Source organism: Nonomuraea sp. NPDC051191 (assembly GCF_044455665.1).
GTDB lineage: Bacteria > Actinomycetota > Actinomycetes > Streptosporangiales > Streptosporangiaceae > Nonomuraea.
This window is the reverse complement of record NZ_JBITEZ010000018.1, coordinates 164,060-180,007: the sequence shown is the minus strand read 5'-3', so window position 1 is coordinate 180,007 and position 15,948 is coordinate 164,060. Positions and strand designations below refer to the sequence as shown.

The window sequence follows — 15,948 nt, the reverse complement described above, 5'->3', positions numbered from 1 at the left end:
AGATCGATATGCACCGCGCGAGGCAGCCGTGTGACCGTAATTCAGCGGACATGTAGGCCCTTCGGCCGCTAGGGTCGGAGCCGATGCGGAATCCCGTCCGCCTGGGGAACTGAGGAGCCTGATGTCTACGACGATGACCGGAGCTTCCGTTCGCCCCTTGGTGACCGCAGTCGCGGCCTTGTGACGCCGCGCGTGTAGCAGCGAAGTCAGCACACATCCCGGTCACCGGGGCGAAGTGACACGTGTCACCGACCCTTGGCGCTGTTCGGCGTCTCCGTTCGCCCTTCCGGGAGTTCTGCTGTGTCCGCTCGTCATTCTTCACTGCTCCATGTTCGTGTCCTGGTCGAACGCCTGCTCGGCAGGAAACCTCAACCGTCGACGTCGGCTCCGAGCCCCGCTGACCAGACTGTCAGCCGGAATGTCCGCCTGCTGAGCTGGTTCAACTTCCTCGGCGACTTCCGCATGTACGGGCCGATCATGGTCATCTACTTCGCGCAGGTCACCGGCTCGTACGCCGCCGCCGCCAGCCTCCTGGCGGTGAAGATGCTGTCTTCGGCGGCGTTCGAAGTGCCTACCGGGGTGCTCTCCGACCGCCTCGGCCGACGCGGCACGATGATCGCCGGCGCCGTCGTCATGACGGCCGCCCACCTCGGGTACGCCGGCGCTTCCGGCTACGGCCTCCTCCTTGCGGCCGTGGTGCTGGAGGGGTTGGCGACCTCGCTGTGGAGCGGCAACAACGAGTCTCTGCTCTACGACACGTTGCTCGAAGCCGGCCGGGAGGAGGAGTTCCCCCGGCACTCGGGCCGGGTGAACTCGATGTTCCAGATCGCGCTCGCACTGGCGGCAGCCCTGGGCGGCGTGGTCGCCGGCACCTGGTCGCCGCGGGTGGTGGTCGTATTGTCGGTCGTGCCGCAGGTGCTGTGCGTGCTCGTCGCCCTGTGGGTCCGGGAACCGCGGGTGCACGGCCCGCGGGAATCGAGCGTGCTGGCACATCTCGGATCGGCTCTGCGCGGCATCCGACGTAATCCGGTGCTCCGCCGGATGACGCTGGTGTCGGCGCTTCGTTACAGCAGCGAGAGCGCGGCCCAGTTGTCGCCCGTGTTCGTGACGGGGCTGTGGCCGCTCTGGGCGCTGGGCCTGTGGCGCACCTTCGGCCATGGCGTGGCCTTCATCGGCTTCCGCGTCAGTGGCTGGGTGATCGGCCGGGTGGGCGCGGCCCGCACTCTGCTGTTCGGTGAGCTGTTCGACAACGTGGCGAACTTCCTGGCGCTGGTCAAGCCGACGGTGTTCTCGCCCGTGCTGCTCGGGTCCCCGGCCTACGGCATGTCGACGATCGCCCAGCAGACGTTGCTGCAGCGCGAGTTCACCGACCGGGAACGCGCGACGATGGGTTCGCTCGCGTCGCTGCTCGGCAGCGTGCTCTACGCGCTCGTCGCCCTGGGAGCCGGCCTGGTGGCAGACCGCTGGGGCATCGTTCCGGCGTTGCTCGCGATCCAGGCGGTGGTGCTGATCGCACTCCCGCTCGCCTGGTGGGTGCACGCGCACGCTTCCTCGCTCCCCGCGAGTGCCGGGACAGCGACGGACTGAGCGCCCGCTCGCCCCCGGCCCGGCCTGCGGTCGACGTGGTGGGCGCCGGAAGCTCACTTGTGTGGCCATAGGCCGGCGAGGCGGGCGATGCGGAGGCCGGCGTGCAGTTCCAGGCGGACCGACCCGTCCGTGATGTCGCAGTCGATGACCTCGCGGATGCGGTCGAGCCGGTAGTAGAGCGTGCTGCGGTGGATGCGCAGACGTCGTGCCGTGCCCTGGATCTCGCCGCCGCTGTCGAGGTAGCCCTCCAGGGTCGTCGCGAGTTCGACGCCGTGGGGCGCGTTCAGCAGGCGTCGTACTCCGGTGGGGAGCTGGCTCGGCGTCAGCCGGTCGAGCGGCAGTTGCAGGAACAGGCGGTCGATGCCGAGGTCCTCCCAGAAGACCCGCTTGCCGTAACGGTGCCGATCCAGCCGGGAGGCGCGGGAGGCGAGCTGGGCCTCGTGGTAGGAGTGCACCGCCTCCGTCAACGACGGTTTCACGCCGCCCACGGCCGCCACGACCTCTTCCAGATCGGGACCGGCGAGTGCGCGTTCAAGCCTGTCGTGATTCACCGGACGCGGAAAGAGAACGATTCCCTCGGCCCCGAGAACGGCACCGACGATCTTCACGGTCGTCGATCTCGTGGTGAATTCAAGGGTCGCCTCGACGGCAAGTCGCGTCACCGACTTCGAGGACGATTCCGGGGCCTGGAGAACGAGAACCGAGTAATTCTCGACATCGTCGATGAGGTCGTCCCGGACGAGGGTTTCGGCTGCCTTCGAGCGGGCCTCCGGCGATCCTCCGAGCAATGCCGCGAGAAGGTGCTTCGAATTCTCCTTGCCGTGCCTGCGCTCGGAGATCCGCAACGAGAGCAGCGCGCCCATTTCCGGCGCGGCGGATTCCAGGACTTCGAGGTCGTCGGCGCACGGCGTTTCCCGGTCCTCGACGTAGTAGACGTAGCCGAGCAGTTGCTGCTCGTGACGCAACGGCAGGACGACCAGCTCCCCGTCGTCCTGGGTCACCCGCACGCCGTGCTTGGCGTGGTGCAGCCGATGCTCCTTGACCAGCGACTTCGTCACCGGCGCCGTCGAGCCCGCGAGCAACCGCGCGAGCCGGGCGAGCCGGGCGTCGGTGTCGTGGACGCTGAACGCCGCGATCTTCAGGTCGTGGTCGAGCACCACCAGCGCCACGCCGAGGCGATCGGCCAGATCTTGGACGGCGTCATCAAGGCTCACCGGGGTTGCTCCTCTCCTGCGACACAACGTCGGATCGGCACCAACAAATAGCGACAGATCGTACGAAGCGCTTCAACAGGGTGTCTGTCTACGGTGGTGCGACAGCGCACAAGTTAGCAATGCGAGAGGTGAAAAGGCCAAGCCCGCCGTCGTCTGGCGGGCCTGATCCCGGCCGTTCACCCGATCACTGCGCATCCTGAGCAATGCCCGCGCATGACGGGAAGGAGCCCATTCTAGTGACCGAGCGCACCGTCGAAACCCATGGCTATTCCACTTTCTTCCTGGAAAGCGGCGACGAGGCCCACGAGACCGTAATTCTGCTGCACGGCGGCGGCCCCGGCGCCAACGCGGTGTCGAACTGGAGCGGCTTCATCCCCGCTCTGAGCGACGACTATCACGTGCTGGCTCCCGACCTCGTCGGCTACGGCCGCACCGACCATCCCGAGGACATGCCGGGCAGCCTGACCGGATGGATGCGCATGCGGGTCGAGCAGGTGCTCGCTCTGATGGACGTCCGCGGGATCGAGCGGGCGCACCTGGTCGGCAACTCGATGGGCGGCGCGCTCGCCATGCACCTGGTGATGACGGCGCCGGAGCGCTTCGCCCGCGTTTCCCTGATGGGCAGCGCGGGCGGGCACTCGCAGCCGACGCCCGAGGTCATGCGGATGGTGTCCTTCTACAAGGACCCGACGATCAGCGCGCTGGAGAACCTCACCAAGTGGTTCGTCTATGACGAGGACGCGCTGGGCACGTCGATCTCGGAGATCACCGAGACGCGCTACAAGGAGGTCATGCGGCCCGAGGTGCGGCGTTCCTTCGAGCGCTTCTTCTCCTCCTCGCCCGCCGAGATGGCCGTGCCGCCGTCGGCGCTGCGCCGGATGCCCCACCCGTTCCTCATCGTGCACGGCCGCGAGGACCGTTTCGTCACCCCCGACTCCAGCGTCTTCCTGCAGCAGCACCTGCCCAACGCGCAACTGCACATCTTCCCGCACTGCGGCCACTGGGTGCAGATCGAGCGCGCCGCCCAGTACGCGGCGCTGCTGCGCGGCTTCCTCACCGACGCGTTCTGACCTCGTACGACCAGGAGACAACAGGCATGGACATCAAGCAGCTCGGCTACCTCGGCCTGTCCGCGCGCGAGCCGGACGCCTTCACCACGTACGCCACGGACATCCTCGGCATGCAGCGCGTCGCGGGAGAGGACGGCGCCACCCACTTCCGCATCGACGACGTGCACCACCGCGTCACCGTCGAGGCGGGAGAGCAGGACGGCGGCGCGTACTACGGCTGGGAGATCGCCGACGCCGACGCGCTGAGCGCCGCGCTCGACGAGCTGAGCGACCACGGCGTCGTGGCCCACCAGGCGACGCAGCGCGAGCTGGAGATCCGCCGCGTGGCCGGCATGGCGCACTTCCTCGACCCCGCGGGCAACCGGGTCGAGCTGTTCCACGGGGCCTCGCCGGGCGAGGGGCAGTTCACCTCGGCGCGGGACATCGAGCGGTTCGTCACGGGTGACCTCGGCCTCGGCCATGTCGTGCTCGCCAGCCCGGACGTGGCGGCCCAGCAGCGTTTCTACACCGACGTCCTCGGCTTCAAGATCAGCGACACGATGCGCGTGCCGTTCCAGGCCACGTTCCTGCACACGAACCCGCGTCACCACAGCATCGCCTTCGTGGACGGCCCGTTCTTCGGCATCCACCAGCCGTTCCTGCACCACTTCATGCTGGAGGTCCCCGACATGGACCAGGTCGGCCGGACCTACGACCTCGTGCTCGACCGCGACGTCCCGGTCACCATGACGCTCGGCCGGCACAGCAACGACCAGATGTTCTCCTTCTACGCGCAGTCCCCCGTCGGGGTGCACACCGAGTTCGGCAGCGGCGGCGTCCTCATCGACGACGCGACCTGGGAGGTCACCGAGATCCCCGGCCCCGACCTCTGGGGCCACCGGCACTGACGTCACCCTTCTAGGAGCCATTGACATGGAAACCCTCACCCCCGTCGTGGAGACGGACGTGCTGATCGTCGGGGCCGGCCCGGCGGGCGCGACGGCCGCGGCGCTGCTGTCGACGTACGGCATCGCCAACGTGGTGCTCAACAAGTACGCCGGCGTCTCGAACACGCCTCGCGCGCACATCACCAACCAGCGCGGCGTCGAGGTGCTGCGCGACCTCGGGCTGGAAGGCGAGGTGACGAAGAACGCGACCCCGCAGCACCTGATGGGCGAGCACGTGTACGCCACCAGCCTCGCCGGGCAGGAGCTCGGCCGCCTGCGCACCTGGTACACCCATCCGCACTTCAAGGCCGAACACGACCTGGCCAGCCCGACCTCCGTGTGCGACCTGCCGCAGCACGTGCTGGAGCCGATCCTGGTCAACGCCGCCGCCTCGCGCGGGTCGTCCGTGCGTTTCAACACCGAGCTGCTGACGTTCACGCAGGACGACGACGGCGTGACCGCCCTGGTCAGGGACAGGCTGACCGGCCAGGAGTACGGCATCCGCAGCAAGTACCTGATCGGCGCGGACGGCGGCAACTCGACCGTCGCCGCGCAGGCGGGCCTGCCGCTGGTCGGCGAGATGGGGCTGGGCGGCTCGATCAACGTGGTGTTCGAGGCGGACCTCACCCGCTTCGTCGAACACCGCCCGGGTGACATGTACTGGTTCGTTCAGCCGGGCGTCGGTCACGACGGCAACGGCATCGGCGTGCTGCGCATGGTGCGCCCGTGGACCAAATGGGTCGGTGTGTGGGGATACGACGTCGACGCCGGGCGTCCCTCGCTCACCGAGGAGGACGGCGTCCGCATCGCGCACCAGCTGATCGGGGACGACCAGGTGCCGGTGAAGGTCGAGTCGATCTCCATCTGGGCGGTCAACGACGTCTACGCCACCGACAACATGGCGGGCCGGGTCATCTGCGTCGGCGACGCCGTGCACCGGCACTCGCCGATGAACGGCCTGGGGTCGAACACCTCCATCCAGGACAGCTACAACCTGTGCTGGAAGCTCGCGATGGTGTTGCGCGGCGAAGCCGGGCCGGCGCTGCTCGACAGTTACCGGGACGAGCGGCTGCCGGTCGCCAAGCAGATCGTCCAGCGCGCCAAGCGCAGCGACGGGCTGATGCCGCCGATCTTCATGGCGCTGCGCCTGCCGCCCGCCTCGGGCGCGCGGGAACTGCGGGACGCCCTCGACGCCCTGCTGCGGCCGACGGCCGAGGGCGCCCAGCGGCGGCAGGAGTTCGACGCCGCGCTGCGGGCCACGATCATGTGCTTCAACACGCACGGCGTCGAGACCAACCAGCACTACACGTCCGGCGCGATCGTCCCCGACGGCACGCCCGAGCAGCCCGCGCCGCGGGACGAGGAGGTCTACCACTTCGCCTCCACCCGTCCGGGACGCCACCTGCCGCACGTGTGGCTGACCAAGGACCAGCAGCGCGTCTCCACCTTCGACCTGTGCGGCCGGGGCCGGTTCACCCTGCTCACCGGCGTCGGCGGCGCGGCCTGGCGGGAGGCGGCCGAACGCGTCGCCGAACGCCTCGGCGTGCCCGTCCGCGTCCATTCGATCGGCCGCGGCTGCGACTTCGAGGACAGCTACGGCGACTACCGCGCCCTTTCCGAGGTCGCTGAGGACGGGGCTCTCCTGGTCCGTCCCGACCACATGGTCGCCTGGCGGTCCGCCACCGCGGCGGACGATCCGGAGGCGGCGCTGAGCGCCGCGCTCGGCCAGATCCTCGGCCTGACGACCAAGGAGTAGGGGGCCATGCGCATCGCGGTGGTCGGCGGCGGGCCCGGCGGGCTGTTCTTCGCCGCGCTGATCCGGCAGGCGGACCCGTCGTCCGCGGTAACCGTCTTCGAGCGCAACCGCGCCGACGACACCTTCGGCTTCGGGGTCGTCTTCTCCGACCGGACCCTGGAGGCGATCCACGAGGCCGACCCCGTGCTGCGCGCGGCCCTGACCGAGCACGGCAGGCACTGGGACGACATCGAGGTGCGGCTGAAGGGCGAGCGGATCAGGTGCGGCGGCAACGGCATGGCCGCGGTCGTCCGGCGCACGCTGCTCCTGCTGCTGCAGGAACGGGCCCGCTCGGTCGGGGCGGACCTGCGGTTCTCCACCGAGGTGACGCTCGACGACCTGGCGGGCTACGACCTCGTGGTGGCCGCCGACGGGTCCTCCTCGCGGATCCGCGAGGAGCTCGGCCCCGGCCTCGGCTCGCAGGTGGAGACCGCCACGGCCAAGTTCATCTGGTTCGGCACCGACCACCTCTTCGACGGGCTCACCTTCATCCACGAACGCGGCCCCGACGGCGTCTTCGCGGTGCACGGGTATCCGATCTCCGACACCATGTCGACGTTCATCGTGGAGACCGACGAGGCGTCCTGGCGGCGTGCCGGTCTCGACGCGTTCGACGAGAGCCTGCCGCCCGGGGCGAGCGACCTGCGCTCCAAGGCGTACCTGGAGAGGTTGTTCGCCGAGCAGATCGAGGGCGGACGGCTGCTCACCAACAACTCCCGCTGGGCCGGCTTCCGCACGCGCCGCACCCGTCACTGGCACACCCTGACCCCGCGGCCCGTCGTGCTGCTCGGCGACGCCGCGCACACCGCGCACTTCTCCGTGGGCTCGGGCACCAAGATGGCCATGGAGGACGCCGTCGCGCTCTCACGGGCGCTGGCCGGGCACCCCGGCGACCTCGGTACGGCCCTCGCGAGCTACGAGCGGGCGGCCCAGCCGCCGGTCCGGCACATCCAGGACTCGGCGCGGCCCAGCCTCGCCTGGTGGGAGAGCTTCGGCAGCTACTACGACGCCCTTGAGCCGTGGCAGTTCGCCTACCACTTCATGTCCCGCAGCATCTCCGACGCGCGGCTGGCCAGACGCGCGCCGCAGTTCACCGGCTGGGCCCACCGCCGGTGGCGGGACCTGCACGGCGCCGCTCCCCTGGAGACGCGCTTCGAATCCGCGGGCTGGTCGGCGCCCGGCCGGTTGCTCGACGTCGTGGCCGCCGCGGACGGCGTCCCGGCCGCCGTCCGGGGGGAGAGCGATCTGCCGCTTTCCGTGACTCCGCTGCCCGGCGCGTGGGGCGCTCTGCTGAGGGCCCCGGACACCGAGGCCGGCCTGCCCGGTCTGTGCGATTCCATCGCCGCCGGACCGGCGCTGGTCGCCGTGCACGGCGGCACGGCCCTGACCCGTACCCGGCTGTGCGAGGAGGCACGGATGCGCGCGGGACTCCCCGTACTGCTGATCGAACGGGAACCTGACCGGGACCGGGCGCTGACCACGGTGCTGTCCGGCCGCGCGGACCTGGTCGGAGTCCTCACGTGAACGGCCTCGGAACCGGGCGGGGCGATCGCGCGAACGACCTCGGCCCGCTGTTCGCCCCGCGCGGCGTCGCGGTCGTCGGCGCCTCCCGCGACCCGGGCAAACTCGGCGCCGCCATGGCCCGTTCGCTGTCCGGTTTCGACGGGTTCCTGGCACTGGTGAACCCGCGCGACACCACCATGCACCCGTCCGTCGGCGCCGCGGCCGGCGCGGGTCCCCTCGACCTCGCGCTGCTCTGCGTCCCCGCCGCGGCCTGCGCCGACGTGCTCGGCGAGGCGGCCGCCGCGGGTGTGCGGGCCGCCGTCGTGTGCGGCGGCGGGTTCGCCGAGGCGGGCGGCGCCGGGATCGAGCATCAGCGTCGGCTCGCCGCCGTCGCCCGGGACTCGGGCCTTCGGCTCCTCGGTCCGAACACCAGCGGCTTCCTGGCCCCCCACGCGCGGCTGACGGCCAGCTTCGTCCCCGGCGCCCATCGGGTGGCGCCCGGCGCCGTCGCCGTCGTGGCGGCCAGCGGCGGCGTCAACCACGCCCTGGCGTTCGCGCTGACCGAGGCGGGGCACGGCGTCAGCCTCGCCGTCGGCCTCGGGAACGCGGCCGACGTCACGGCCCCCGACGTCCTCGACCACCTCGCCGGCGATCCCCGCACCACCGCCGTCGCCCTGCACGTGGAGTCGGTGGCGGACGGGCCCCGGCTGGTCGCGAGCGTGCGCCGGCTCACCGCGACCCGGCCGGTCGTCGCCCTGGTCGTCGGCCGCCACGATGTCGGAGCCTTCGCCGCGTCGCACACGGGGGCGCTCGCGACCTCCTGGCGCACCACGCGCGCCGCACTGGCCCAGGCGGGGGCGGTCCTCGTCGATGACGAACGCGAACTCGTCGACGCCGTCGGCGCGCTCGCGGTGACGCGGGCCCGGCCCTGCGCCGACCCGGGGGTCGGTGTCGTCACCGCCCAGGCGGGTCCGGGGCTGCTGCTCCTCGACGACCTGCGAGGACGCGGGATCCGGGTGCCCGAGCTCACTCCCGGCACCCGCCGGAGCCTGGCCGGGCTGCTGCCGCCGCTGACCTTCCAGCGCAACCCGGTCGACACCGGCCGCCCCGGGCCCGAGCTGGGAGCGGTGCTCGCCGCCACCGGCGCCGACCCCGGCGTCGACGTCATCGCCGGGTACGTCCTGCACGAACCGGACGCGGTCGACGTCGTCGCCGCCGTCACGGAAGGCGGGACCGCGGGCGTCCCCGTCGTCCTCGGGCTGGCGGGAACGGGCGACGACGTCACCCGCGACCGCAGGGCCCTGCGCGAGTCGGGCGTCCCCGTGGCCCACGACGCCCGCGGCGTCGCCGCCGCCACCGCCGCTCTGCTCGCGGACGCCCGTGCGCGCACGCCCCGACCGGCCGTCCCGGACCCGTGGCAGGCGCCGACCGGCCTGGCCACCCGGTACGACGAGCACGAGGGAAAGGAGCTGCTCGAACGGCTGGGCGTGGCGACCATGCCACGCCGTGCCTGCGCGGACCGGGCGGCGGCCCACGCCGCGTTCGACTCCGTCGGGACGCCGGTCGCCGTGAAGCTGCTGGACGCCGAGATCCTGCACAAGACGGAGATCGGCGGCGTGCACCTGGGCGTGTCCACCCACGCCGGCCTGGACGCGGCGCTCGACGCGCTGGACGCGGCCGGCGCGCGCCGCTACCTGGTCGAGGCCATGGCGCCGGCCGGGATCGACCTGGTGGTCGGCGCGCGGCGCGACGTCGTCTTCGGCCCCCTGGTGCTCGTGGGGCTGGGCGGCACGGTGGCCGAAGCCCTGGCCGACGTCACCGTCAGGCTCGCCCCGCTGTCCCCCGGCGAGGCCGCCCGCATGCCGTCCGAGCTGGCCGGGCGGGCCCTGCTCGCCGGGTGGCGCGGCGGCCCCGTCCTCGACCCCGACGACCTCGGCACGATCGTCTCCAGGCTCGGCGACCTGCTGGCCGCCAATCCGCTCCTGGACGAGATCGAGGTCAATCCGCTACGGCTCACGCCACAAGGTCTGATCGCGCTTGACGCCGTCATCCTCACCAGGAAGGCCGACGATGCCCACACCGATCACTGAGCACACCGTGCCTTGGCCGGACGCCGACATCGCCCGTTTCACCGAGCGGGGCTACTGGGCCGGGGCCGCGATCGGCACCCTGCTGCGAGAGGTCGCCGACCGCGATCCGGACGCCACGGCGCTGGTCGACGGGACGGGCCTCCGCCTCACGTACGGCGAGCTGGCCGACCGCGCCGACGCCGCCGCCGGGCGCCTGCGTGACCTCGGCCTCGCCCCGGGCGAGCGGATCATCATGCAGCTGGGCAACTCGTGGGAGTTCGTCGTCCTCCTCCTGGCGTGCCTGCGCGCGGGCGTCGTGCCCGTGATGGCGCTGCCCGCCCATCGCCGGGCCGAGCTCACCTATCTGGCCGTGCACGCCGAGGCCGTGGCGATCGCCGTCCCCGACCGGAGCAGGGACTTCGACCACCAACGACTGGCCCACGACCTGGCGTCCGACGTACGCGCCGCCACCGGGGCCGGATGGCGGGTGCTGGTCGCCGGGGACGACGTCGAACCAGGAAGCGTCGACCTGCGCGCCCTGTGCGGCCCGCCCGCCGGCCGGGCCGGCTTCGACGCGCCCCCTCCCTCCTCCCGGGACGTGGCCGTCTTCCTGCTGTCCGGGGGCACGACGGGCCTGCCCAAGCTCATCGCCCGCACCCACGACGACTACGCCTACAACGCCCTGGCCAGCGCCGAGGTCGCCGGGATCACGTCGGAGTCGGTCTACCTGGTCAGCCTGCCCGCCGGGCACAACTTCCCGCTCGCCTGCCCGGGGATCCTGGGCGTCCTGCTCGCCGGTGGGCGGGTGGTCATGCTGCCCTCGCCCGAGCCGGTACGGGCCTTCGCCACGATCGCGGCGGAAGGCGTCACGCACACCGCGGTGGTGCCCGCGGTCGCCGGTCGCTGGCTGGAACGGGCCGCCGAGCACGGCGCCGGGCAGCTCGCCACCCTGCGGGTCGTCCAGGTGGGCGGCGCCCGCCTGGCGGACGAGCTGGCGTACAAGGTGGAGCCGGTGCTCGGGGCGACGCTGCAGCAGGTGTTCGGCATGGCGGAGGGCCTGCTGAACTTCACCCGCCTGGACGACCCCTCGGAGACGGTGTGCACCACGCAGGGCCGTCCTCTGTGCCCGGATGACGAGATCAGAATCGTGGACGAGCAGGACCGGGACGTACCGGACGGCCAGGCCGGACTCCTGCTCACGCGCGGGCCGTACACCCCTCGCGGCTACTACCGGGCCGCGGAGCACAACGCCCGCTCCTTCACCGGCGACGGCTGGTTCCGCACGGGTGACATCTGCCTGCGTACCCCCGAGGGCAACCTCGTGGTGGCCGGCCGCGACAAGGACATGATCAACCGGGGTGGGGAGAAGATCTCCGCCGAGGAGGTCGAGAACCTCGTGTACCAGCTCCCCTCGGTCAGCCAGGTCGCCGCCGTGGCCATGCCGGACGCCCTGCTCGGGGAACGCGTGTGCGTGTACGTCGTGCCCCGGGACGGCGCGACGGTCACGCTGGAGGAGATCCGCGCGCGGATGGAGAGCGCGCAGGTCGCCCGTTTCAAGCTTCCCGAACGGCTCGTCGTCGTCGGGGAACTCGCCTGGACCAAGGTCGGCAAGATCGACAAGAAGGCCCTCCGGACCGACATCGCCGTCCGCCTCAGGGCGGAGCAGCGCGGCACGGGCACTCGCGAAGCGGCACAGGCCGAGGATGATGGGAGAGACGCGTTCGGAGGGGTAGGAGCAGCCGGACGTCACTTCATGGAACAGGACGTGAGGGAGTCGAGATGAAGGCTGCAAAAGGCGATCAGCTGATCGTGGAGGGCACGCGCGACGGCGAGCACCGCCGCGTGGGGTTCATCGTGGAGGTGGCGCACGCGGACGGCTCGCCGCCCTACCTGGTTCGGTGGCTGGACGACGATCACGAGTCCCTCGTCTTTCCGGGGCCGGATGCGCGAGTCGTCCACGCCGTCCGATGAGCGAACACCGCCGGGCCGCCTGAACCCTCGTGCGCGGGGTTTGGGCGCCCTACGGGCCACCGGCGACGTGCGAGCCATGCCGTAGATGCGCGCCGGTCCGGGTGCTGCCGGTTCGGACAGGCCGTCGGCCGGGCTCATGACCCTTGGAGATCGTCCGCGAGCCCGGTGTGGGCGGCGCAGAACGCCAGCGCGTCGGCGTGCAGGTCGTGCCAGCGGGAGGCGGCGCGCGCGCCGTGGCCCACGCCGTCCTCGCAGCGCAGCAGGATCGGCTGCTCGGAGGCGGTGGCGTGCTGCAGGGCGGCGGCGAACTTGCGGGTGTGCATGGCGTCCACCCGGGGGTCGGTGCGCGGGGTGGTCAGCAGCACCGCCGGATAGCGGATGCCGGGTCGCACCTGGTGGTAGGGAGAGTAGCCGAGCAGCACCGGCAGGTGGTCGGGGTGGTCCGGGTCGCCCAGTTCGGTCGTCCACAAACGGCCCAGCCCGAAGCTCGGGTAGCGGACGAGGTCGGTGACGGAGTCGGAGCAGACGGCGGCGGCGAACAGCTCCGGGGCGCGGGTGAGCGCGGCGGCCACGAGCAGGCCGCTGTGCGAGGCGCCCTTGATCGCGAGCTGACCGGCGGTGGTCCAGCCGTCGTCGATCAGATGACGGGCGGCGGCGATGAAGTCCGCCACGGCGTTGGGCTTGTTGACGCCGCGCCCGGCGGCGTGCCAGGCCGTGCCGTACTCGCCGCCGCCACGTACCGCGGCGATGGCGTAGATGCCGCCGGCGGCCACCCAGGCCAGCGTGGTGGGCGAGTACGTGGGCCGGAAGGAGGCGCCGAAGCCGCCATAGGCGGTCAGGACGGCCGGGCGCGGGCCTCGCGGTCCTGGGCGGGCGAGCACGTACAGGTGCCCGGCGCTCTGGCCGCAGGGGTAGGTGAGCCGGGCGACCGTGGGCGCGTTCGCCGGGCGTGGCGCCCTCTGCTTCCCGCCGGGCCGTCGCCATGGGCGGCACCCTTGGTCGCGCGGGTCGTAGCGGTACACGGCCGGTGCGGTGACGAAGTCGTTGTAGGTGAAGTGGGCCTCGGCGCCGCCGGGCGGGCCGGTCAGGCCCGTGATGGTGCCCGGTCCGCGGCCGGGCGCCGGGACGGCGCGCAGGAAGGCGCCCTCGCCGTCGTGCAGACGCAGTTCGGCGCCGTCGGGGCTGATGAGGCTGACCAACAGGTACGGCTGCCGGCGGGGACCGACGAGCGGGACGCAGCCGGACAGCACCGCGGGAGCGCTGGAGGTGACCAGCGTCCGCCACCGGGAGGCGTGCGGGTCGCCGGGCTCGACGGCACAGACACGACCATAAGGGGCTTCTGCGTCGGTGACGGCGTACAGGCGGCCGGCGGGGCCGGATTTGAGCATCGCGGTGGTGTGGTCCCGGACGCCGTCGTGGATCAGGCGCGCGTCCAGGATGTGCTCCCGGCCTGGGACGATCGGGGCCAGCCACAGGCGGTTGCCGCTCTGGGCCCCGGGGGCGGCGCTGATGGACAGACCGTGGCCGTGGGGGCTGATGGCGATGGACAGATGCGGCCAGGCGGTGGAGAAGACGACGGCGTCGTCGTCCGCGGGGTCGAGGCGGTGCAGCCGTACCTGGCGGCGGGGCGGGAACGGGCCGGTGGAGAGGGTCAGGTAGTAGAAGCCGGAGTCGTCGGGCAGCCAGGCGATCGGCGTGATCCGGCCGGGGTGCAGCGGCCCGGCCACGACGCGCCGGCGAGGCACGTCGAGAACCTGGAGGACCGGCCGCTCGTCGCCGCCGCGCGAGGTCTGGTAGGCCAGCAGATCGCCGGTCCACGACGGCCGCCAGGCGTCCAGGGTGGTCAGCGCCGACGGGTCCAGCCTCAGCGGATCGAGCAGCGGGGCCGGTGCGCGGCCGGCGAGGGCGGTCATGAGGACCGGCAGCTCCTGCCCGGCGGCGCGGTGCAGGTAGAAGCTTCGCGGCCCGCGGATCACGGGTGGGCCGGCCGCCGGGCCGCCGTCCGCCGCGAACTCCTCCAGCAGTCGCCGCAGCCGCGGCCGGTGGCGCCAGGCGGGGGTGTGCGCGGCCAGCAGCGCGGCCTGGCCGTCGAGCCAGGTGGCGCAGTCGGCGCTGTCGGCGTTCTCCAGCCATCGGTAGGGGTCGGTGACCAGGTGCCCGTGCAGCAGGTCCGCCGTCGGGACGCGGCGAGCGGGCGGGTAGGGCGACGGCACGGGCTCCCCCTCCCTCCCGCTCGCCGACGGGCCCGCCGAGGCGTCGGCGGGCCCGTCGGTGCCGGTCAGCTCAGCTCGCCGGTCGTGGCTTCGGAGCGCCAGTCCTCCAGGGAGGCCATCTCGTCGGAGAGAAGCCCAATAGGGAGGCCGGGCAGTTCGTTCATGACGTGATCCTTTCGGGTGCACCTTCTGGTACGCCTGCTCATGCCCGCCGCCGTATTGCTGAAAGTAGCCACTCGGTCACATTCAGCTAACGGAGAGATCAGGTGCGGATGCCGACGGGAGGAGTCCCCGCCCGTGAGCGAGCAGCTCTGACGGCGGTGCTCGCCGGCGCTCAGGAGTTCCCGGGCGCGGGCCGCCACACGAGGGCGCGGCGCGAGCCGTCGGGGGCCTCGGCCCACCCGGTGATCTCGCCCTGCGCGTTGACGGCGTTGGCCATCGTGGCGGTGCCGGTCGCCGGGTCGGGCAGCAGGGCCGGGGCCGCGCCGGGGCCGGTCCAGACCGCCGCGTGGGCGGCGGTGCCGGCCCCCGTGCAGGTGTGCGTGCCGGCGATCACGTCGTCGTCGTTGACGGCCTTGGGCGTGGCCAGGCCGCCGGCGTCGGGCAGGCGCCGCATGCCCTCCTCGGCGCTCCAGATGTAGCCGCCCGCGAGCACGCCGTCCGCGCCGAGCGCCGACTGGCCGACGATGTGACCGTCGCCGTTGATCCCCTCGGCCTGGCTCCACTGGCCGCCGAGCGTGCCGAGCTCGGTGATGACGCCGTCCTCCCAGAGGAAGGCCCGGTGGGTCCGCTGGCCGGCCGGGCCGGGCGGTTCGAGGCGGCCCTGGGTGCCGGCGATCTGCCCGGCCGGGTTGACGGCCGCCGCATGGCTGCCGGGGACGGCGGCGAGGTCGGTCCGGACGCCGTCCTGGATGCGGAACGCCTGGTAGCGGGCCGTGCCGTTGGGCAGCCAGTACCGATATTCGCCCACGACGACGCCCGCGCTGACGTCGTGGACCAGGGTGGGGACGCTGCCGAAGATGCCGAGGTCGGTCATCGTCCCGGCGCGCCAGTGGAAGGCGTGCCCCTTCTCCGTCGCCGTGTAGCTGCTGCCGACGACGTTGCCGTCCTCGTCGAGGGCGACGGCGGAGGCGTGGCCGCCGCCGAGACTGCCCAGGTCGACCGCCTGCGCGCCGTCCCAGACGGTCGCCCGCTGTTCGCCGGTCGCGCTCACGCTGGAGCCGGCGATCTGTCCCAGGTCGTTGATGTCGAGTGCGTACCCGGTGACGCCCAGGTCGGTGACCTCCCACTGGTCGGTGGTCGCCGGGCAGCCGTCCGCCGCGGCCGGGCCCGCGCCCGCCGCCTGTCCGGCCATGAGGAGGATGCTCGCCAGGATGGTCAGGCTCGTGCGTGTGGTTCTCATGGTCACCCCACTGTCCGAAGAGCCGGCAAAAACGATCACCAAGATATGGGCGCGATCGCCGGCCGCCAAGGCACGAAGGGGAACGTCACCATCCGTCCGCGGGCGATCCCGGAAGGCGTCGGCTCGCGGGCGGCGGGCCTGGGCACGCCGGTGCGGCCGAGGTCGGCGGAGCGGGCGTCGGCTGACACATCGCGCCGC

Annotated in this window: 11 protein-coding genes; 8 read left to right on the top strand and 3 right to left on the bottom strand. The window is 72.3% G+C overall.

The genetic code is table 11. From position 1 onward, the window contains the following. Positions 1-255: 255 nt before the first annotated feature. Positions 256-1,587, top strand: a complete 1,332-nt coding sequence (locus ACIA8R_RS42370) for an MFS transporter (protein WP_397043220.1) — start codon at positions 256-258, stop codon at positions 1,585-1,587. A gap of 53 nt (positions 1,588-1,640) precedes the next feature. On the opposite strand, the gene ACIA8R_RS42365 is transcribed toward ACIA8R_RS42370, so the two are convergent. Continuing rightward, on the bottom strand, positions 1,641-2,756 hold the full coding sequence (locus tag ACIA8R_RS42365; protein WP_397043218.1) for a PucR family transcriptional regulator: 1,116 nt from the start codon (positions 2,754-2,756) through the stop codon (positions 1,641-1,643). A gap of 281 nt (positions 2,757-3,037) precedes the next feature. Between ACIA8R_RS42365 and ACIA8R_RS42360 the strand changes: the two genes are divergently transcribed. Genes ACIA8R_RS42360 through ACIA8R_RS42330 form a run of 7 tightly spaced genes read left to right on the top strand, consistent with a single transcriptional unit; the run spans position 3,038 to position 12,135 of the window. Continuing rightward, entirely contained in the window at positions 3,038-3,871 is an 834-nt protein-coding gene (locus ACIA8R_RS42360) for an alpha/beta hydrolase (RefSeq protein WP_357701578.1), read from the top strand. Positions 3,872-3,897: 26 nt separating this feature from the next. After that, positions 3,898-4,758: a VOC family protein gene (locus ACIA8R_RS42355; protein WP_357701576.1), complete on the top strand. Its 861-nt coding sequence runs from the start codon at positions 3,898-3,900 to the stop codon at positions 4,756-4,758. A gap of 25 nt (positions 4,759-4,783) precedes the next feature. After that, on the top strand, positions 4,784-6,553 hold the full coding sequence (locus tag ACIA8R_RS42350) for an FAD-dependent monooxygenase (protein WP_364094804.1): 1,770 nt from the start codon (positions 4,784-4,786) through the stop codon (positions 6,551-6,553). Between the two features lie 6 nt (positions 6,554-6,559). Continuing rightward, on the top strand, positions 6,560-8,116 hold the full coding sequence (locus tag ACIA8R_RS42345; protein ID WP_364094808.1) for an FAD-dependent monooxygenase: 1,557 nt from the start codon (positions 6,560-6,562) through the stop codon (positions 8,114-8,116). Next, positions 8,113-10,185, top strand: a complete 2,073-nt coding sequence (locus ACIA8R_RS42340; RefSeq protein WP_397043215.1) for an acetate--CoA ligase family protein — start codon at positions 8,113-8,115, stop codon at positions 10,183-10,185. Before ACIA8R_RS42345 ends, ACIA8R_RS42340 begins: the two co-directional genes overlap by 4 nt. Then, the gene (locus tag ACIA8R_RS42335) at positions 10,166-11,947 is read left to right on the top strand and encodes a (2,3-dihydroxybenzoyl)adenylate synthase (protein ID WP_397043213.1); all 1,782 of its coding nucleotides are present in this window, start codon (positions 10,166-10,168) and stop codon (positions 11,945-11,947) included. Before ACIA8R_RS42340 ends, ACIA8R_RS42335 begins: the two co-directional genes overlap by 20 nt. Further along, positions 11,944-12,135 (top strand): DUF1918 domain-containing protein, encoded by a 192-nt coding sequence (locus tag ACIA8R_RS42330; RefSeq protein ID WP_357701566.1) that lies wholly within the window; start codon positions 11,944-11,946, stop codon positions 12,133-12,135. Before ACIA8R_RS42335 ends, ACIA8R_RS42330 begins: the two co-directional genes overlap by 4 nt. Before the next feature lie 134 nt (positions 12,136-12,269). Here the strand turns inward: ACIA8R_RS42330 and ACIA8R_RS42325 are convergent, their stop codons facing one another. Beyond that, positions 12,270-14,348 carry a prolyl oligopeptidase family serine peptidase gene (locus ACIA8R_RS42325; protein ID WP_397043212.1) on the bottom strand — a complete coding sequence of 693 codons (2,079 nt, stop codon included), beginning with the start codon at positions 14,346-14,348 and terminating at the stop codon, positions 12,270-12,272. Between the two features lie 334 nt (positions 14,349-14,682). Further along, a complete protein-coding gene (locus tag ACIA8R_RS42320; RefSeq protein ID WP_397043210.1) occupies positions 14,683-15,750 on the bottom strand; it encodes a hypothetical protein in 1,068 nt (355 codons plus the stop codon). Positions 15,751-15,948 lie beyond the last annotated feature (198 nt).

Bases quoted from the DNA above. Each gene is read 5' to 3' on its own strand.
- ACIA8R_RS42320 (WP_397043210.1), bottom strand. From the start codon at position 15,750: ATGAGAACCACACGCACGAGCCTGACCATCCTGGCGAGCATCCTCCTC.
- ACIA8R_RS42355 (WP_357701576.1), top strand. From the start codon at position 3,898: ATGGACATCAAGCAGCTCGGCTACCTCGGCCTGTCCGCGCGCGAGCCG.
- ACIA8R_RS42335 (WP_397043213.1), top strand. From the start codon at position 10,166: ATGCCCACACCGATCACTGAGCACACCGTGCCTTGGCCGGACGCCGAC.
- ACIA8R_RS42350 (WP_364094804.1), top strand. From the start codon at position 4,784: ATGGAAACCCTCACCCCCGTCGTGGAGACGGACGTGCTGATCGTCGGG.
- ACIA8R_RS42330 (WP_357701566.1), top strand. From the start codon at position 11,944: ATGAAGGCTGCAAAAGGCGATCAGCTGATCGTGGAGGGCACGCGCGAC.
- ACIA8R_RS42345 (WP_364094808.1), top strand. From the start codon at position 6,560: ATGCGCATCGCGGTGGTCGGCGGCGGGCCCGGCGGGCTGTTCTTCGCC.